Genomic DNA, 17,170 nt, shown 5'->3' with positions numbered 1-17,170 from the left:
GGGCGGACCCCCGTGACACCCGACTCCTCGGGCGACATGACGCTCCTCACTGGGAGCATCTCTCCGTCTCGGCTCAGCTGGGGCGGCTGGCCAGGCGGGTGCCGTTCCAGTCCGCGGCGAGGCTCACCGAGCTCATCACCCGCAGCCCGGCGATGCTCGCACTCTCCTGGATGTCTCCCGGCATCACGTGACCGGGGCGGCCTGCCTTGGGGACCAGCATCCACACCGGCGCACCGGGCTCGATGTTCCGCAGGGTGTCCACCATGGCGTCGGTGAGGTCACCGTCGCCATCGCGCCACCACAGCACCACGGCGTCCACGATCTCCTGGGTGTCCTCATCCTCGAGCTCGTCGCCGATGAGATCCTCGATCGCATCGCGCAGGTCAAGATCGACATCATCGTCGTAGCCGATCTCCTGCACGATCTGGCCCGTGGTGAAGCTCAGCACCTCGGCGAGGGAGCTGGACGAAGTGGCGTCTGCCGACGGTGACAAGAAAGGACTCCTTCAGAGCGGGGGTATGACGAACTCGGCAGCGACGGGGGCCTGCAGGGCCCGAGGCCGTGCTGCGCGGGCCTGATTCTATGTCACGCGCACCTCACATGCATTCCGGGACGAGAGTCCTGGTACCAGCACCGGAGAATTCGATGTCCGACGTGTCACAGATGCGGACGGTGCGTGGAGGTCCCGCGCCCTCCTGGCAACGGTAGGCTTGCACGCACCGAGGCCGACGGAGCAGGGCCCACCGGCGATTCCCGCTCCCCCGGCCGGTCCGCCCCCTCCCGTAGAGAGAAGGACAGTGTGACTTCGCACGAGACCCCTCGTCCCATCGGCATCAACCTGCCGAGCCATGCCCAGGATCCGGATCCGGAAGAGACCCGGGAATGGTTGGACTCGTTCGACGGTCTCGTCGAGCACCGCGGTGCCGAGCGCGCCTCCGAGATCGTCCAGAGCGTCATCCAGCACGCCCGGGAAGAGGACATCCACCTCCCGGAGTCGCTCACCACGGACTACGTGAACACCATCTCGGTCGAGCAGCAGCCGGAGTACCCCGGTGACCTCGAGCTCGAGAAGGAGCTGCGCAACATCAACCGCTGGAACGCGGCGATGGTGGTGCACCGGGCGCAGGCTCCCGGGATCGGCGTCGGCGGGCACCTCTCGAGCTACGCCTCGATCGCGACCATGTACGAGGTCGGCTTCAACCACTTCTTCCGCGGACGCAACCATCCCGGCGGCGGCGACCACGTCTTCTTCCAGGGCCATGCCTCCCCCGGCATCTACTCGCGCGCCTACATGATGGGCCGCCTCTCCCAGGACGACCTCGACGGCTTCCGCCAGGAGGTCTCCAGCGAGCACGGGATGCCCTCCTACCCGCACCCGCGGGCGATGCAGGACTTCTGGGAGTTCCCGACCGTCTCGATGGGCATCGGCCCGGTCGCCGCGATCGAGCAGGCCTCCTTCGACAAGTACCTCCAGAACCGTGGCCTGAAGGACACCAGCGAGCAGCACACCTGGGCATTCCTCGGCGACGGCGAGATGGACGAGGTGGAATCCCGCGGCGCCCTGCACATCGCCGCCAAGGAGCACCTGGACAACCTCACCTTCGTCGTGAACTGCAACCTGCAGCGCCTGGACGGCCCTGTCCGCGGCAACGGCAAGATCATCCAGGAGCTGGAGAGCCAGTTCCGCGGGGCCGGCTGGAACGTCATCAAGGTGATCTGGGGCGCGGGCTGGGATCCGCTGCTCGAAGAGTCCACCGACGGCGCGCTCATCGACCTGATGAACGCCACCCCGGATGGCGACTACCAGACCTACCGCGCCGAGTCCGGCGGGTTCATCCGCGACAACTTCTTCGGCCGCGACCCCCGCACCAAGGCACTCGTCGAGGACATGTCCGATGAGGACATCTGGTGGAAGCTGAACCGCGGCGGTCACGACGCGAAGAAGATCTACGCAGCGTTCAAGCAGGCCACCGAGAGCAACGGCAAGCCGACCGTGATCCTGGCCCACACCGTCAAGGGCTACCGCCTGGGCAAGAACTTCGCGGGCCGCAATGCGACCCACCAGATGAAGAAGTTCACCCCCGAGGACCTCAAGGCCCTCCGCGACACGCTGCGCATCCCGATCAGCGACGAGCAGCTCGAATCCGCCGGCAGCGTCTACGACGCACCGTTCTACCTGCCGGACGACGATGCACCGGTGATGAAGTACCTCAAGGAGCACCGCGCCGCCCTCGGCGGTCCGGTCCCCTCACGCCGCACCGAGCACAAGCCGCTGAACCTCCCCGGCGACAAGGCCTACGAGGTCGTCAAGCGCGGTTCCGGCAAGCAGGAGATCGCCTCCACGATGGCGCTCGTGCGGCTGCTGAAGGACCTCATGCGCGACAAGGAGACCGGCAAGCGCTGGGTCCCGATCGTCCCCGACGAGGCCCGCACCTTCGGCATGGACTCGCTGTTCCCGACGGCGAAGATCTACAACCCCGACGGTCAGAACTACCTCTCCGTCGACCGCGATCTGCTCCTGGCCTACAAGGAGTCCACCTCCGGCCAGATCAAGCACATGGGCATCAACGAGATCAGCTCCACCGCAGCCTTCACCGCGGCAGGCACCTCGTACGCCACGCACGACTTCCCGATGATCCCGTTCTACATCTTCTACTCGATGTTCGGGTTCCAGCGCACCGGTGACTTCTTCTGGGCCGCCGGCGACCAGATGGCCAAGGGCTTCGTGATCGGCGCGACCGCCGGCAAGACGACGCTCGCGGGCGAGGGCCTGCAGCACATGGACGGCCACTCGCCGATCCTCGCGTCGACCAACCCCGGGGCCGTGATCTACGACCCCACCTATGGGTATGAGCTCGGCCACATCATCCGCGACGGTCTCCAGCGCATGTACGGCGAGGACGACCGCGTCGCAGAGGTCTTCTACTACATCACGGTCTACAACGAGCCGATGGTGCAGCCCAAGGAGCCCGAAGGCCTGGACGTCGAGGGGCTGCTCAAGGGCATGTACCTGCTCGAGGCCAAGCCTGACGGCGATGGCCCCGAAGCTCAGCTACTCGCCTCCGGCGTCGGTGTCCCGTGGGCGCTGCACGCCCGCGAGCTGCTGGCCGAGGACTGGGGCGTGAAGGCGAACGTCTGGTCGGTCACCTCGTGGACCGAGATGCGCAAGGAGGCCCAGGAGGTCGAGAAGCACAACCTCCTGCATCCTGAGAATCAGCGCACCCCGTGGATCTCCCAGCGACTCGAAGGCGTCGAGGGTCCGTTCGTCGCGACCTCCGACTACGACTTCATGGTCCCGGACATGATCCGCGAGTGGATCCCGGGTCGCTACGGCGTTCTCGGAGCCGACGGCTGGGGCTTCTCGGACACCCGTCCGGCAGCTCGCCGTCACCTGAAGATCGATGCGCACTCGATGGTCGTCAAGGCCCTCCAGCTGCTCGCCAAGGAGGGCAAGGTGGACCCCTCGGTGGTGCGCCAGGCCATCGACAAGTACGACCTGACGAATGTGAACGCCGGCCAGTCCGGCTCCTTCGGCGGCGAGTCCTGATCGCCCCGTCGGGCCGCCCATCCTCGTGACGGGAGGCCCGACGGTCTCTCCCCCAGCCGGCCCGTCTCGTCCTCCGAGCGGGCCGTGCCCCGTCTCTCCCTGGAGGTACCAGTGCTCGCGATCGTCTGTCCCGGACAAGGGGCGCAGAAGCCCGGATTCCTGAGCCCGTGGCGTGAACTGCCCGGCGTCGAGGAAGCGCTCTCAGCCCTGTCCGAACCGGCAGGCGTCGACCTGCTCCGTCACGGCACCGAGTCCGATGCGGACACCATCCGCGACACCGCCGTGGCCCAGCCGCTGCTGGTCGCCGCGGGCATCATCGCCGCTTCGTCCCTGTACCAGGAGCAGGGCCTGCCCGCCGCTGACGCCTTCGCCGGCCACAGCGTCGGAGAGCTCACGGCCGCTGCACTGGGCGGGGTGCTGAGCAACGAGGACGCGATGCGTCTGGTCGCCGTCCGCTCCCAGGCGATGGCGAAGGCCGCGGCGGCGGAGCCCACTTCGATGGCGGCCGTCGTCGGCGGTACCCGCGAGGACGTCATCGCGACGATCCGGCGCCACGGCCTGCACCCGGCGAACATCAACTCCGCCGCCCAGGTGGTCGCAGCCGGGACGGGTGAGAAGATCGCCGCCCTGGTCGAGGACGGTCCCGCGAAGGCTCGCGTGATCCCCCTCCAGGTCGCCGGCGCCTTCCACACCCCGTACATGGCCGGGGCCCGCGAGGAGCTGGCAGCGTTCGCGCCCGGCCTGCACCCCTCGGACCCGTCGGTGCCGCTGATCTCCAACGCCGGTGGCGAGGTCATCACCTCCGGTGCCCGCTACCTCGAGCTGATCGTGAACCAGGTCGCCTCCCCCGTGGACTGGGAGGCCTGCATGGCGGCGCTGCGCGAGCGCGGCGTGACCGCGCTGATCGAGGTCGCCCCCGCAGGGACCCTCACCGGGCTCGCCAAGCGCGAGCTGAAGGGGATCGCGCTGGCGAACCTCAACACCCCTGACGATCTCGAGTCGGCCCGTGCCCTGGTGCGCGAACATGCTGGCGTCGCCCCCACGGATCAGGAGAACTGACATGACCGTCGCCCTCACCTCTCAGAAGACCGTCCCCGGCTCGCAGGTCCTCGCCTATGGCGCGGCCCGCGGCGATGTCGTCGTACCCAACGACGACCTGGTCGGTCCGATCGACTCCTCCGATGAGTGGATCCGGCAGCGCACCGGCATCATCACCCGCATGCGGGCCAGCAAGGACGTCGGCGTCAAGGACCTCTCGCTCACAGCGGCCAAGGAGGCGATCGAGCGTTCCGGTATCGATCTGGAGACGCTCGACGCGATCATCGTCTCCACCGTCTCGTTCCCCTACCCGACCCCGTCCCTGGCCACGCTGCTGGCCGGAGAGCTGGGTCGGCCCGACGTCATCGCCTATGACATCTCCGCCGCCTGCGCCGGCTTCGCCTACGGGATCGGTCAGGCGGATTCGCTGATCCGCTCCGGTGCCGCCCGTCATGTGCTGGTGATCGGCGCGGAGAAGCTCTCCGATTTCGTCGATCCCACCGATCGCTCGATCTCCTTCCTGCTGGGTGATGGCGCGGGAGCCGCGATCGTCGGACCGAGCGACGCTCCCAAGATCGGCCCCACCGTGTGGGGCAGCGACGGCGACAACTGGAACACCATCCGGATGACGAACTCGCTGGTGAACTTCCGCGACGGCAACGGCCCGTGGCCCACCCTCGAGCAGGACGGCCGCACGGTGTTCCGCTGGGCCGTCTGGCACACCGCCGAGAAGATCCGCGAGATGCTCGAGAAGTCCGGGATCGGCATCGAGGACATCGACGTGTTCGTGCCCCACCAGGCCAACATGCGGATCATCGACGAGCTCGCCAAGCAGCTGAAGCTGCCTGATTCCGTGGTGATCGGCCGGGATATCGCCGAGACCGGGAACACCTCTGCCGCCTCGATCCCGCTGGCCACGCACCGTCTGATCGAGGAGGGCGCCGCCAAGAGCGGCGACGTGCTCGTGCAGTTCGGCTTCGGTGCCGGCCTCGCCTACGCGGGCCAGGTCCTGATCCTGCCGTGATCCGTCGCGGGCGCACTGTCGCCCGCATCACGCCTCACGGGGGACACGATCCCCGCTGGCCGATTACCGCGCGGTAGCACGGGTAGTCTGTGACCGCCACACATCCGCACACCTGAAGGAGCACCCATGGCACACACGGAGAACGAGATCCTCGAGGGCCTCGCCGAGATCGTCAACGAGGAGACCGGTGTCGCCACCGAGGACGTCAAGCTCGAGAAGTCATTCACCGACGACCTCGACATCGACTCCATCTCGATGATGACCATCGTCGTCAACGCCGAAGAGAAGTTCGACGTCCGCATCCCCGACGAAGAGGTCAAGAACCTCGCGACCGTCGGCGACGCCGTCAAGTACATCGCGGGCGCCCAGAACTGAGCCCCGCCTGACGCCCGGGACGATCCCGTCCCGGGCGTCGCCGTTTCGTCTGCCGCCCCGACCCGGAGGTCCGTATGCCCGCTCCCCGTTCTCGTGTCGCCGTGACCGGCCTCGGCACCGTCAACCCGCTCGGCGGTGACGTGACCTCCACCTGGGAGGCCGCTCTGGCCGGGACCTCCACCGCGCGCACCTTCGACAACGACTGGAAGGAGCGCTACGGGCTGTCCGTGGACTTCGCCTGCCAGATCGTTCCCGGCGCTCTCGATTCCCTCACCCGGCCCGAGTCCAAGAAGCTGGACCCCTCCGGGCAGTACTCCATGGTCGCCGCACGTGAGGCCTGGGCCGATGCCGGTGCCCCCGAGGTCGCCCCCGAACGGCTCGGCGTCGTGGTCGGCACCGGCATCGGTGGCATCTGGACCACCCTGGACCAGTGGGACGTGGTGCGCGAGCGCGGCGCCCGGCGGGTCAACCCGTTCACCGTCCCGATGCTGATGGCGAACTCCTCGGCCGCCAACATCTCGATGGAGCTCGGCGCCCGCGCCGGTGCCCACACCCCCGTCTCCGCCTGCGCCTCCGGCGCCGAAGCGGTCGCTCTGGGCATGGGGATGATCCGCGACGGCCGGGCCGACGTGGTCGTCGTCGGCGGCACCGAGGCATCGATCCACCCGATGACCATCGCCGCCTTCGCGAACATCCGCGCCCTCTCGACCCGGGTCGATGATCCCGAGCACGCCTCGCGCCCCTACGACGTGGACCGCGACGGCTTCGTCCTCGGCGAGGGCGCGGCCATCCTGGTGCTCGAGAGCGAGGAGCACGCCGCCGCCCGCGGTGCCCGCGTGTACGCCTACGCCTCCGGGCGCGGCATGGCCTCCGACGCGCACCACATCTCCGCCCCCTCCCCCGAGGGTCAGGCCAGCGCAGTGCGCGAGGCCGTCGAGGATGCGGACGTCGCCGCGCAGGACATCGTGCACCTCAACGCCCACGGCACCTCCACCCCGCTGGGCGACATCGGCGAGCTCAACTCCGTCTCCACCGCGCTGGGCGGCGTCACGGACCAGATCGTGGTCTCCTCGACCAAGTCGATGACCGGCCACCTGCTGGGCGGCGCCGGCGCACTCGAGTCCGTCTTCTCGGTCCTCGCCTCGCACCACCGCCTCGCCCCGCCGACGATCAACATCGAGAACCTCGACCCGGAGACCCCGATGCGGATCGCACAGAACGCGCCGGCCGAGCTGCCGGGCGGCGACATCGCCGTGCTGAACAACGCGTTCGGCTTCGGCGGCCACGACATTGCGGTGGTCTTCACCAGCGCCTGATCGACGTGCCACGCGGCGCGTTCTCGCGCCGCGCAGCACCCTGCCCACCGCGCAGTCCGCTGAACGGCGTTCGGAGCACTTCCCTTACCGGAGAGTGTTCCGGGCGCCGTTCCGGTCTTCCATGGGCTTGGCTTCCACGGACCGGGCCTCCAGGGATGAGTGCAGCTGCGCTCAGCTCACGCGGTGCAGCCACCGCATCGGCACGCCCTCACCAGCATGACGGTAGATCTCGAGATCGTCGTCCCAGGGGGCACCGAGGGCGATGTCGAGCTCATGGCGGAGGGCGTGCGGGTCGTTCCCTGCCCGTTCCATGCAGCCGCGCACATGGTCCTCGGTGAGGACGATGTTCCCTGCATGATCGGTGGCGGCATGATGGATGCCGAGCTCGGGGGTGCAGCTCCAGCGGGCACCGTCCACTGCGGCGGTGGCCTCCTGGGTGACCTCGAAGCGCACCTCGTTCATGCCGCGCAGCGCACTCACCAGCTGGGCCCCGGTGTCCTCGCGCCCGCGCCAGGTCATCTCGGCACGTTGCAGCCCACGGCTCACCGGCTGGTCTTCCCAGCGGATGCGTGCGGGCACGCCGAGAACTCCGCTGGCGGCCCATTCGATATGCGGCGTGAGGGCTCGCGGAGCGGAGTGAATATACAGAACGCCCTGAGTCATCTCGTTCCTTCCGGTCTCCGATGCGTCTTCCCCAACGAATCGGTACCGCGGATGGATCTGATGACAGAGGTGGCTGTCGGTGTAGAGCTTAGAGGGTCTCCCTGATCTGGCGCAACGCCCGCTTCTTGACCGAGCGTTCGAGGCCGTCGATGTACAGCGCACCGTCGAGATGACCGACCTCGTGCTGGATGAGCCGTGCGATGAGCCCCTCCCCCGCGAACTCGATCTCCTCACCTTCGAGGTTCGTGCCGATGCACCGGGCGTAGGCGGAGCGGGTGCGCGGGAAGAACAGCCCGGGCACCGACAGGCAGCCCTCGTCGTCGTGCTGAAGCTCCTCGGAGAGCTCGACGATGACGGGGTTCAAGATGTATCCGAGCTCCTGCTTCTCCACCAGGTGCCAGGAGAAAGCACGCAGGTTCACCCCGATCTGATTGGCGGCGACACCGGCCCGCCCCTCGTCGTCCACGGTGTCCAGCAGGTCGCGCACCAGGGCGCGGGTGCCATCGGTGATCTTCGTGATCGGGTCGCAGGCAGTGCGCAGAACAGGGTCGCCGACGACCCTGATAGGGCGGATGGTCATGCCTGCGCCTCCCGCTCAGCACCGAGCACGCGGTGGGTGACCTCCATGCCGGGGACGACGGACCGCTCGACCGTGCAGCCGGCGGCGACCGCGCGGCCGAACACCTTCACCACGGTGGCGATCTCGCTCTCGGTGAGCCCTTCAAACGCGAGCTGCACCTCTTCGGCGATGCTCAGGTAGCGGTTCTCGGCCGCGTCGGAGGCCCCGTGGGCCCACAGGCGCATCGGGAAGTCATCCCCCAGGCGGCGAGCGAGATTCACATCGCTGCTCATTCCGGCGCAGCCGATCAGCGCGAGCTTCAGCAGCTCACCGGGGTTGATCTCCCCGTCGCCATGGCCGATCGGGATCTCGACCCCGCGCTGGTTGCGACCCACCAGGGTGCGGGCACCGGAGCGGTCCGCCCAGACGCTGCCGGGACCGAAGCTCTCCGGGAGCTCGAAACGGTCATCGGGGACGGTGGGCATCGTCCTTCTCCTTCACGAGAACCATCAGGAAATGGGACAGCCCCGGATGATCTCCGGGGCTGTGCTCCTGTACTGGGCTCCCGCACTTGGATTCGAACCAAGAACCGCTCGATTAACAGTCGAGTGCTCTGCCGTTGAGCTATGCGGGATCGACCTGAACGACTGTAGCAGGATCTGGCCGGTGCTCGCATCTCCGTTCTGCCCTCCCACCGGCTGATATGACGAAGGTAACGCCGCGCAGCCCAGGTTCCGACGGCGCCGATTCGGGTGCGTCCCGGTGTCCCGTGTGCGGTAGATTCGGGTGCGCTCCTCAGGAGCGCACGGCCCAGTAGCTCAGCCGGTCAGAGCAGCGGACTCATAATCCGTCGGTCGCGGGTTCAAGCCCCGCCTGGGCTACGACGTAGCTGGGACTTCAACGAAGAGTCCCGTCACCCCCAGAGAGGATCCGGCATGGCCTTGGTCCTTGACCTTCTCCTAGAGCTGTTGGCTGCGCTCGTCCCCACCAGGAAGCGCAGGAAGGGGCCCCGCAGGGGCGGCAGCAGATCCTGACCCCGGCCCGCAGCGGGCCGGGGAGTCCTGCCCCGGCCGTGATCACACCGGCAAGGCGGTGATCACGCGCGGGTGACGGTGGTCTTGACCGGAGTCGGATTCTGGAAGATGTCGAGCACCGGGCAATGGGCATCGACGGCCTCGCGCAGCGCGTCGTAGCGCTCGTTCGTCTCCGGTCCCGAGAGCTCGATATCAAGCCGCACCTCGGAGAACCCGGCACGCACGGACTCGTCGGCGCCGAACAGACGCGCCGCGTCCAGATCGGCTTCGGCCCTGATGACGATGTCATCGAACGGAATGCCGAGCTGCTGCGCGTAGAGGCGATAGACGACGACCTGGCATCCGACCAGCGCGCCGAGCGCGTATTCGACGGGGCTGGTCCCGGCGTCATCGCCAGCTAGCGCTGCGGGCTCGTCGACGACGAAGGAATGCTTGCCAGCGCGCACAGTCGTTGCCACTGAACCGGCACCGGCGCCTTCGACCGCGTAGGTCAGATGGGCTTTCGACCGATCGGCATCCATGCGCTCGGCCCATGCGCTGCCGGCGTTCGTGAGGCGAGCGGCGCGATCTTCGGCGGAGATGTCGGGGACGGCGGACTGAATGCTTGCTATGGCGGTCATGACGGCGACGATAGAAGGGCCTGCCGTGGGTACCAAGACCTGCGAAACCTTCCGCCATCGAGTGTCATCTGGAGCCATGAGCGCTTCTGGATCAGCCCGGCTTCTCTGCCGCTGCTCCTGGCGCAGGACGCGGAGGATCGACTCGACTGCGCTCCGGCACGTGTCACCGTGGCCGGCAGGCGATCTCGATCAGTCCCTCGGCAGCGAGCTCCCGGGCTGGTCGATCCTCGGCGAAGAGGTGTGCGGACAGGTGCTGGCGCGGTGGGTCCCAGGTTGCCTCCGCAAGGTCCTGCCATCGGCCTGTTCCTCCCACGCGGCAGTGCCAGTCGCTCCGGGGAGCGGCCCTCAGGAACGGCTCGATCACCAGGGCCAGCAGATCAGCGAGGGTCGCCTCGAACGGCACCTCCACCTGTCGGTGCAGATCGTGCCGGTCGCCGGCGTGGGCGTCGAGGCGCTGGGCGTCGACGAGGAGTGAGCCCGGGGCGGACGGTGCGAGCTGCGGACGATCCATCCCCGAGCCCGACGCCTCGGGTACCCGGCGCGCGGCCCCCTCGCAAGAGGTCACAGCGCACCGCCGGCGGGGTCCCACCTGGGAAGGTCCGCCACGGGCATCTCAGTCGTCTTCGATCGCGAAGGTGCCGGACTCGTCAGTGAACAGCGCCGTCTGGCCTGGAACTGCGACGCGGAGGAATCCGTCGACCATGGGGAAGCGGTCTCGGAAGGACCCGACGGACCAGACCTCGTGGTTGCTCGCATCGTCCATATAGGCCTCCGACTCGAGCCCCGTGACCGACTGGACCTCCCGGCCGGTGAACGTCACCCACCGCGGAGGATGCTCGGCGTGGAGCTTCGAGAGGAACACGGGCATCGCATCGGGCAGTCCGGCCGCGCCGACCGCACTCCCCCGGGTCACGTCCAGCAGGGCATCCACAGATCCTGCCTCGTCGCGCAACGAATCCCAGCCGCTCGAGGCGATGTGACTCGCCTCGGCATCGGTGAGCAGTCGCAGGGTGCACACGCGGCCGAGGACCTCGCCGTCCTCGGAGCGCACCTCGTCGAAGGCGGCGCCCCACCGGGAGCCCGTCGCGAGGATCGCAGAGATCCCGGTGCCCGAGAGGAACGGCTCGCTGTTGCGCCACGGCGTGCCCATCGGCGGCACGCGCCGGTTGTTCGCGATGTCGTCGCAGACGATCCTCATCGCCACCAGGGCGGCGCCCTGCTGACCGTCGACCACCTCCACCGCGAGCTCGACCCGTTCACCCGAGTCGGTGGGGATCTGGGAGGCCCCGGCGGTGATCAGGGTGATCGGTCCGTTCTCGGGGCGCTTCTCGACGACCATCACGGAGCCGCCGATCCGGTCCTCCAGGACGATGGGCTCCGTGCCGAGGGCATCGAAGACGTGGTTCGGGATCGCGTCGAGAGCTGCCATGACGAGAGTCTGGCAGAGAGACGTCGACACCGGAACTCCGACAACGCGACGGGTCCGGCGTCGCGCAGGCGCACTGACGCGCCCGCAGAACCGGGGATGGTCCGCGATGATCGTGAGCCCGGAACGGATGATGAAGATCATCAGGAACAGGTTCAGGAAATGCTGCCAGCCGAGCCACGCCGGCAACCCGACCGGGGCACCGTCAGGGAGGTCGGACTCGCCTGGGTATTGCGCGATGAATTCCTGGACCCGCGGGAGCTCCCGGATCCCCTTCGCCACGGCAGCACCGACGATGAGAAGGAAGAATCCGATCGGGATCAGCCATAGGAGGTTGAACCATTTGCTCTTCCCGATCCGCACGTGGGGCGCGACCCCGTGCTGAGGCTCCACCCCTCCGGCCCAGGAGGCATCGACGACGTCCTCCCGCTTCGTGACCAGCTCGGTGCGGAAGCTGGTCCGCACTCGTCCGTGCGCGCCCTGGTCTGCAGCGGGCGATGGGGGTCTGGTGTACTCGGGCGAAGCATCCATGAGGTGGAGCGGATCTACCGGTTGACGCTCTATCGCAGGCTACGTTGAAGCCATGTCCGACGTTCCGATACGCCCAGCATGCGCCACAAGCGATGATCGTGGGACCAGGACGGGCAGGCCTGGAGCGAGGACGCTCTCCATACCGACTGTCAACCCCTACACATCGGAGCACTCCTCATGCAGAGAGTTTCCCTCGTCGCCCTTGCCCGTCACGAGCTGGGCCAGGCCCGTGAGGCCTCGAGCGGCCGGAGCGCGAAGACTGTCTTCGGAGGTCATGAGCATCAACTGCGCCAGACGGTCGTCGCTCTCCGCGCCGACGAAAGCCTGTCCGAACATGAGAACCCTGGTGAGGCCACAGTGCAGGTGCTCAATGGCCGCGTCCTTCTCAAGTTCGGGGAGGTGTCATGGAACGGCTCCCCGGGCGACCTTCTGACCGTCCCCGACGGGCCGCATTCGCTCGACGCCGTCGAAGACTCCGTCATCCTCCTGACCGTGGTCAAGCAGCTCTGAGGCGCCCACCTGATCCGTCGGTCGCGGGTTCGAACCCCTGACCAGCCAGAACGCCCCCTCGGCACCCAAGCCCATCGCTCACAGCCACTCCCGAGCCCGCGCATAACGGGCGGCCTCGCGCCGGGTGCGGGTCTGCGTCTTGTGCATGGCATTGGAGAGGTAGTTGCGGACGGTGCCCTCGGCGAGGTGGAGCCGCGCCGCGATCTCGGCGACCGAGCAGCCCTCGAGGGTTTCGCGCAGCACATCGAGCTCCCGGTCGGTGAGCGGGGAATCATCCAGCACGGCCTGCGCCGAGATCTCGGGGTCGATCCAGCGCCTGCCTGCATGCAGGGTCTCGATCACCTCGGCGATCAGGGCCGGATGGGCCGCTTTGCTCACGAATCCGCTCACGCCCAGCTTCAAGGCGCGACGGAGCACCCCGGGCCGGGCGTGTCGGGTGAGCATGAGGATCACCTGTTCGGGGCGGCGCCGCCGGATGATCTCCACCGCCGCGAGACCGTCCGTGCCCGGCATCTCGAGGTCGATGAGCAGCACATCAGGTTGATGCTCCATGACTGCATCGACAGCGGCAGCGCCATCTGCCGCTTCACCGACGACCTCGATGTCCGCCTTCAGGGGCAGCAGGGAGGCCAGTGCTGAGCGCAGCAGAGCCTCATCATCCGCGAGCACGATCCGGATCACGGGAACCTCCTCTCGACACGCTCTGACGAGGCGGGGGCAGGGGCAGGGTCCGCGGCAGGGAAGTGGGCCGTGGTGCGGAACTCGCCCCCGGCCTGCGTCGCGGTGAGCATGCCGCCTTCGCTCGCGACCCGGGCGCGTAAGGTCTCCAGGCCGCGCAGGGCCGGCGCCGGGCCGATGGCCGCGCCGTCGTTGACGATCTCGATCCCGCCGTCGGTGAGCGTGATCGAGACGCGGCTGGCCTGGGCATGGCGCAGGATGTTCGTCGTCGATTCGCGCAGCACCTGGCTCAGCAGCTCCCCGATCCCGGAGCGGGTCTCCCCGGCGCGGGTGATCCGCACCGTGACCCCGGCGGCGGCCAGGAGGTTCCGGGCGTTCTCCAGCTCGGCGCGGAGGTTGAGCCTGCGCTGGGCGTAGGCGAGGCTCTTGGTCTCCTTGATGGTCTCCTCCACCTGCGCGTACACCTCGCGGAGCTCGGTGATCGCGCGGGCGGGGTCGCGGTGGACGAGCTCCTCGGCGAGCGCGACCTTCAGGTTCACCACGTGCAGCGTGTGGCCCTGGATGTCATGGAGCTCGCTGGCGAAGCGCATCCGCTCACGCATGATCCCCAGCTCCGCCTCCGCCTCCTGAGCGACCTCCAGATCGTCGATGATCCGCCAATAGCTCTGGATCAGGAGGATCACTGCTCCCACGAACACGCTCAGCCCTCCCGGCATCACCACGAAGCGCACCAGGTCGACCCAGGTGACGGGCTCGTTCACGAAGTACAGGCCGCCGATCGCGGCGATCAGCGCCCCTACGCCGCCGATCCACACCAGGTGCCGCCCGCGTCGCAGGGGAATCAGCATCCCGCTGAGGATCGCGGCTCCGAAGAAGGCCACCGGATTGATGGCCAGCGCGGCGCTGAGGATCCAGATCGCGTAGGAGAAGGCGACGGCGAGCGCCGTGGATCGCGGATACCGGGCGGGCTCGAACTCCAGCAGCACCAGGAAGGCGACCAGCACCCCCAGGCTGAACACGAGAGCCTCCTGCCAGCTGCCGGAGGTGATGGCGACGATCGCGAGCGTGACCGGGGCGATGGCCACCACGGTGGTGATCACCGTGGCCCGGTGCAGGCGCCGTCGTGCGGTGATGGAGGTCGAGGTCATCTGCTCTGCCTCCGCTCCAGGGGTCCGACGGGCGCTCTGCTCCACTCATCATCTCGGATCCCCCGCACCACCGGAAGTGACAGAACGTCATGCCCGCTGGTGACGCAGCGCGACTGCCGTGGTGGCGCCCACGAGCGTGGAATAGCGGCATGAACTCACCGACAGTCATCGACATCGAACAACTCCACATCAGCTACGGCGATTTCCACGCGGTCAAGGACCTCACGTTCTCGGTCCGACGTGGCGAGCTGTACGCCTTGCTCGGCACCAACGGTGCGGGCAAGACGTCCACCCTGGAGGTCATCGAGGGCCACCGCCCCGCGACCTCCGGGAGGGTCAGGATCCTCGGAGAGGACCCCATGGACCGCCGGGCCGTGCGCCATCGCACCGGCATCATGCTCCAGGAGAGCGGCTTCGCCGCCGACCTCAGCGTGAGGGAGACCCTGGCCCTGATCGGTGGACTCTCCGGTCGCCAGGACCAGCCCAGCCGGGTGCTCGACGTGGTCGGGCTTACCTCGAAGGCCGACGTCAGGGTCGCTTCCCTCTCCGGGGGTGAGAAGCGTCGGCTGGACTTCGCGACCGCCGTCTACGGCTCGCCCGAACTGATCTTCCTCGACGAGCCCACCACCGGGCTCGACGTCCAGTCCCGCGACGACCTCTGGGAGTCGGTGGACCGGCTCCGTGAGGACGGCGCGACCATCGTGCTCACCACCCACTATCTGGAAGAGGCGCAGCAGCGGGCCGACAGGATCGGCCTCATGCATGAGGGCACCCTGCGGAGGCAGGGAACCGTCAGCGAGCTGACCCGCACTCTGCCCGGCACCATCAGCTTCGCCCTCGAGGAGGAGCTGGTCCCCCACCTGCCGCTGCAGAGCTCACCCACGGACCACGACAGGCAGCTGATCCGCACCGAGGATCTCCAGCAGGATCTCCACGCCCTGCTCACCTGGGCGCACGCGAGCAACACCGTGCTGCGCGACCTCGACGCCGGACCCACGCGCCTGGATGACGTCTTCCGTGCCGTCTCCCGTCACTGACCCACCGCTCACCCCACACCCTAAGGACAGATCGATGTTCACCATCGCCCGCAGCGAATTCCAACAGATCCTGCGCAACCGACTCGTCTTCTTCAGCGCCACCGTGATCCCGGTGGGCATGAGCCTGCTGCTCATCACCCAGCGGGATCTCTTCGGCCAGGTGCCCGCCGGTATGGGCCTCCTCGCCGGGGTCTTCATGATGATCCTGATCAGCATGGGCCTGTACACCACGGCGGTCTCCACCTTGGCCGCTCGTCGCCAGACCCTGTTCCTCAAGCGTCTGCGCTCCACCGCGGTCAGCGATGCGGCCGCCCTCGCCGGGATCCTCGGCCCGCCGGCCATGATCGGCCTGCTCCAGGTCACCGCCGTGCTCGTCGTACTGGCAGTCCTCACGGAGATCCCTGCGAGCATCCCGCTGCTGATCGTCTCCGCCCTGTCCCTGGTGGCGATGATGGTGGGTCTGGCCCTAGCCACGGCCGGGATCACCACGTCCCCGGAGCACGCCCAGATCACCACCCTCCCGATCACCATGGGCACCTCAGCGGTGGCCTTCTGGATCGGACTGACCGGTACCGAGGAGCTCGGCATGCTCAAGCGTCTGCTGCCCGGCGGAGCGGCGACCGAGCTCACCATCAACGCCTGGAACGGGGGCACCGGCCTGGTCGACAACCTGCTCCTGCTGCCGCCGACCATCGCCTGGGTGGCCGTCGGCGTCGCGCTCGCCCAGCGGTTCTTCCGGTGGGAGCCCCGCCGCTGAGACCGCTGCGCCGGATGAGCAACGCACCGGATACGCGACGCACATACATGCACCCATCGAAGGAGGTCCCATGACCACGCACCACGACCAGCCGGCCCATCGATCACCGTCACCCCACCCCGAGCACAGCGTCGACACGACGCTCGCCGAGGACACGCTGCTCCTGCTCTTCCAGCCCACCTCGGGAAGCATCGCCGGGGAGAACACCCTGTTCTACATCCTAGGAGGCGCGGCCCTCACCGAGCTCGCGCTGCGCGACCTGGTGCAGGCGACGGGTGATGGGACGGACCGGATCACCTCGCGCATGAGCTCCTCCCCTCACGAGGACCTGCTCCGCCCGGCATGGGACTACCTGGCCAGGAAGTCCCGCTACCCCCAGACCGTGATCTCAGCTGTCGGGCCGGACCTTCGCAGCCGGGTCATCGAGAAGCTGCTCGCGAAGGGGCATCTGCGCCGGCGCCGTACGACCCTTCTGGGCTTCATCCCCCGGGAGCGGATCGAACTGGGTAGCTCCCGGCGGGAGGAGCTGCTCTCCCAGATCCGGGCAGTGCTGGTGGATGGCGCACGCGCCAGTGCGCGGACCGGAGCCCTGATCGCGCTGCTGTCCGCGAGTGCACAGCTCCACCAGCTGGACCCGGACATCCCCTGGACCTCTGCAGTCATCCAGCGGGCACGTGAGTACGAGGCCGGCAGTGCGGGCGCCCAGGCAGCAGGCCTCAGCGTCACCCAGTCGACGTTCCTGGTCATCAGCGCGCTGGCGGCATCGGCCGCCTCCTCCGCCGCACGGAGCAGCTAGCGCCACGTCCCTTCAGCGGTTCACCGTTCATCGGCAGCGGCTGGCCCCACCTGCTGACCAGGTGGGGCCAGTCGGCGGTGAAGCGGTCGTTGAAGGGCACCGTGAGGAGCC

General features: G+C 68.2%; 18 protein-coding genes and 2 tRNA genes. 10 read left to right on the top strand and 10 right to left on the bottom strand.

The features are described from left to right. Positions 1–73 precede the first annotated feature (73 nt). Positions 74–493 (bottom strand): DUF3052 domain-containing protein, encoded by a 420-nt coding sequence (locus ACT3UF_RS18425; RefSeq protein WP_441442963.1) that lies wholly within the window; start codon positions 491–493, stop codon positions 74–76. A 306-nt stretch (positions 494–799) separates the two neighbouring features. Here ACT3UF_RS18425 and aceE point away from each other — a divergent pair, with 306 nt between their 5' ends. The 5 genes from aceE (at position 800) to ACT3UF_RS18400 (ending at position 7,300) form a co-directional block, all read left to right on the top strand. Next, a complete protein-coding gene (gene aceE, locus ACT3UF_RS18420; protein WP_441442962.1) occupies positions 800–3,547 on the top strand; it encodes a pyruvate dehydrogenase (acetyl-transferring), homodimeric type in 2,748 nt (915 codons plus the stop codon). Between the two features lie 111 nt (positions 3,548–3,658). Then, entirely contained in the window at positions 3,659–4,606 is a 948-nt protein-coding gene (locus ACT3UF_RS18415) for an ACP S-malonyltransferase (RefSeq protein WP_441443055.1), read from the top strand. A 1-nt stretch (position 4,607) separates the two neighbouring features. Continuing rightward, positions 4,608–5,609, top strand: a complete 1,002-nt coding sequence (locus ACT3UF_RS18410) for a beta-ketoacyl-ACP synthase III (protein ID WP_441442961.1) — start codon at positions 4,608–4,610, stop codon at positions 5,607–5,609. A gap of 126 nt (positions 5,610–5,735) precedes the next feature. Continuing rightward, positions 5,736–5,984 (top strand): acyl carrier protein, encoded by a 249-nt coding sequence (locus ACT3UF_RS18405; RefSeq protein ID WP_010551652.1) that lies wholly within the window; start codon positions 5,736–5,738, stop codon positions 5,982–5,984. A gap of 74 nt (positions 5,985–6,058) precedes the next feature. Next, positions 6,059–7,300: a beta-ketoacyl-[acyl-carrier-protein] synthase family protein gene (locus ACT3UF_RS18400; RefSeq protein WP_444501880.1), complete on the top strand. Its 1,242-nt coding sequence runs from the start codon at positions 6,059–6,061 to the stop codon at positions 7,298–7,300. A gap of 171 nt (positions 7,301–7,471) precedes the next feature. Here ACT3UF_RS18400 and ACT3UF_RS18395 read toward each other — a convergent pair whose 3' ends face one another. The 4 genes from ACT3UF_RS18395 to ACT3UF_RS18380 all read right to left on the bottom strand — a co-directional run bounded on the left by ACT3UF_RS18395 (position 7,472) and on the right by ACT3UF_RS18380 (position 9,156). Beyond that, on the bottom strand, positions 7,472–7,963 hold the full coding sequence (locus tag ACT3UF_RS18395; protein WP_441442959.1) for a DUF3145 domain-containing protein: 492 nt from the start codon (positions 7,961–7,963) through the stop codon (positions 7,472–7,474). A gap of 88 nt (positions 7,964–8,051) precedes the next feature. Next, positions 8,052–8,543 (bottom strand): peptide deformylase, encoded by a 492-nt coding sequence (locus tag ACT3UF_RS18390; protein ID WP_444501881.1) that lies wholly within the window; start codon positions 8,541–8,543, stop codon positions 8,052–8,054. After that, on the bottom strand, positions 8,540–9,007 hold the full coding sequence (locus ACT3UF_RS18385; protein WP_444501882.1) for an OsmC family protein: 468 nt from the start codon (positions 9,005–9,007) through the stop codon (positions 8,540–8,542). Before ACT3UF_RS18385 ends, ACT3UF_RS18390 begins: the two co-directional genes overlap by 4 nt. 77 nt (positions 9,008–9,084) lie before the next feature. After that, a tRNA-Asn gene (locus ACT3UF_RS18380) sits at positions 9,085–9,156 on the bottom strand. A gap of 173 nt (positions 9,157–9,329) precedes the next feature. Here ACT3UF_RS18380 and ACT3UF_RS18375 point away from each other — a divergent pair. Further along, positions 9,330–9,403: transfer RNA gene (locus ACT3UF_RS18375), tRNA-Ile, on the top strand. A 215-nt stretch (positions 9,404–9,618) separates the two neighbouring features. On the opposite strand, the gene ACT3UF_RS18370 is transcribed toward ACT3UF_RS18375, so the two are convergent. The 3 genes from ACT3UF_RS18370 to ACT3UF_RS18360 all read right to left on the bottom strand — a co-directional run bounded on the left by ACT3UF_RS18370 (position 9,619) and on the right by ACT3UF_RS18360 (position 12,133). Further along, on the bottom strand, positions 9,619–10,176 hold the full coding sequence (locus ACT3UF_RS18370) for an OsmC family protein (protein ID WP_444501883.1): 558 nt from the start codon (positions 10,174–10,176) through the stop codon (positions 9,619–9,621). Positions 10,177–10,339: 163 nt separating this feature from the next. Beyond that, positions 10,340–10,687, bottom strand: coding sequence for a hypothetical protein (locus ACT3UF_RS18365; RefSeq protein WP_444501884.1), 348 nt, complete (start codon positions 10,685–10,687; stop codon positions 10,340–10,342). A gap of 102 nt (positions 10,688–10,789) precedes the next feature. Further along, positions 10,790–12,133 (bottom strand): suppressor of fused domain protein, encoded by a 1,344-nt coding sequence (locus ACT3UF_RS18360; protein WP_444501885.1) that lies wholly within the window; start codon positions 12,131–12,133, stop codon positions 10,790–10,792. Positions 12,134–12,310: 177 nt separating this feature from the next. Here ACT3UF_RS18360 and ACT3UF_RS18355 point away from each other — a divergent pair, with 177 nt between their 5' ends. Continuing rightward, a complete protein-coding gene (locus ACT3UF_RS18355) occupies positions 12,311–12,643 on the top strand; it encodes a cupin domain-containing protein (RefSeq protein WP_444501886.1) in 333 nt (110 codons plus the stop codon). Positions 12,644–12,721: 78 nt separating this feature from the next. Here the strand turns inward: ACT3UF_RS18355 and ACT3UF_RS18350 are convergent, their stop codons facing one another. Together ACT3UF_RS18350 and ACT3UF_RS18345 are read right to left on the bottom strand one after the other, a co-directional pair. After that, positions 12,722–13,324 (bottom strand): response regulator, encoded by a 603-nt coding sequence (locus ACT3UF_RS18350; RefSeq protein WP_441442952.1) that lies wholly within the window; start codon positions 13,322–13,324, stop codon positions 12,722–12,724. Continuing rightward, positions 13,321–14,469, bottom strand: coding sequence for a sensor histidine kinase (locus tag ACT3UF_RS18345; protein ID WP_444501887.1), 1,149 nt, complete (start codon positions 14,467–14,469; stop codon positions 13,321–13,323). The genes ACT3UF_RS18350 and ACT3UF_RS18345 overlap by 4 nt, the downstream gene beginning before the upstream one ends. 149 nt (positions 14,470–14,618) lie before the next feature. Here ACT3UF_RS18345 and ACT3UF_RS18340 point away from each other — a divergent pair, with 149 nt between their 5' ends. From ACT3UF_RS18340 to ACT3UF_RS18330, 3 genes are all read left to right on the top strand, one after another. Then, entirely contained in the window at positions 14,619–15,506 is an 888-nt protein-coding gene (locus ACT3UF_RS18340; RefSeq protein WP_441442950.1) for an ABC transporter ATP-binding protein, read from the top strand. 34 nt (positions 15,507–15,540) lie between these two features. Next, a complete protein-coding gene (locus ACT3UF_RS18335) occupies positions 15,541–16,263 on the top strand; it encodes an ABC transporter permease (protein ID WP_442331693.1) in 723 nt (240 codons plus the stop codon). A gap of 70 nt (positions 16,264–16,333) precedes the next feature. Next, entirely contained in the window at positions 16,334–17,059 is a 726-nt protein-coding gene (locus ACT3UF_RS18330; RefSeq protein WP_441442948.1) for a GOLPH3/VPS74 family protein, read from the top strand. The last annotated feature ends 111 nt before the right edge of the window (positions 17,060–17,170 follow it).

This window comes from Brachybacterium sp. AOP24-D1-21 (genome assembly GCF_052378665.1).
Taxonomy (GTDB): Bacteria; Actinomycetota; Actinomycetes; order Actinomycetales; family Dermabacteraceae; genus Brachybacterium.
Note: the sequence above shows the minus strand (reverse complement) of the source record. Positions and strands in the feature narration are given on the sequence as shown.

Bases quoted from the DNA above. Each gene is read 5' to 3' on its own strand.
- ACT3UF_RS18410 (WP_441442961.1), top strand. From the start codon at position 4,608: ATGACCGTCGCCCTCACCTCTCAGAAGACCGTCCCCGGCTCGCAGGTC.
- ACT3UF_RS18405 (WP_010551652.1), top strand. From the start codon at position 5,736: ATGGCACACACGGAGAACGAGATCCTCGAGGGCCTCGCCGAGATCGTC.
- ACT3UF_RS18400 (WP_444501880.1), top strand. From the start codon at position 6,059: ATGCCCGCTCCCCGTTCTCGTGTCGCCGTGACCGGCCTCGGCACCGTC.
- ACT3UF_RS18395 (WP_441442959.1), bottom strand. From the start codon at position 7,963: ATGACTCAGGGCGTTCTGTATATTCACTCCGCTCCGCGAGCCCTCACG.
- ACT3UF_RS18390 (WP_444501881.1), bottom strand. From the start codon at position 8,543: ATGACCATCCGCCCTATCAGGGTCGTCGGCGACCCTGTTCTGCGCACT.
- ACT3UF_RS18385 (WP_444501882.1), bottom strand. From the start codon at position 9,007: ATGCCCACCGTCCCCGATGACCGTTTCGAGCTCCCGGAGAGCTTCGGT.
- ACT3UF_RS18370 (WP_444501883.1), bottom strand. From the start codon at position 10,176: ATGACCGCCATAGCAAGCATTCAGTCCGCCGTCCCCGACATCTCCGCC.
- ACT3UF_RS18365 (WP_444501884.1), bottom strand. From the start codon at position 10,687: ATGGATCGTCCGCAGCTCGCACCGTCCGCCCCGGGCTCACTCCTCGTC.
- ACT3UF_RS18360 (WP_444501885.1), bottom strand. From the start codon at position 12,133: ATGGATGCTTCGCCCGAGTACACCAGACCCCCATCGCCCGCTGCAGAC.
- ACT3UF_RS18355 (WP_444501886.1), top strand. From the start codon at position 12,311: ATGCAGAGAGTTTCCCTCGTCGCCCTTGCCCGTCACGAGCTGGGCCAG.
- ACT3UF_RS18345 (WP_444501887.1), bottom strand. From the start codon at position 14,469: ATGACCTCGACCTCCATCACCGCACGACGGCGCCTGCACCGGGCCACG.
- ACT3UF_RS18340 (WP_441442950.1), top strand. From the start codon at position 14,619: ATGAACTCACCGACAGTCATCGACATCGAACAACTCCACATCAGCTAC.
- ACT3UF_RS18335 (WP_442331693.1), top strand. From the start codon at position 15,541: ATGTTCACCATCGCCCGCAGCGAATTCCAACAGATCCTGCGCAACCGA.
- ACT3UF_RS18330 (WP_441442948.1), top strand. From the start codon at position 16,334: ATGACCACGCACCACGACCAGCCGGCCCATCGATCACCGTCACCCCAC.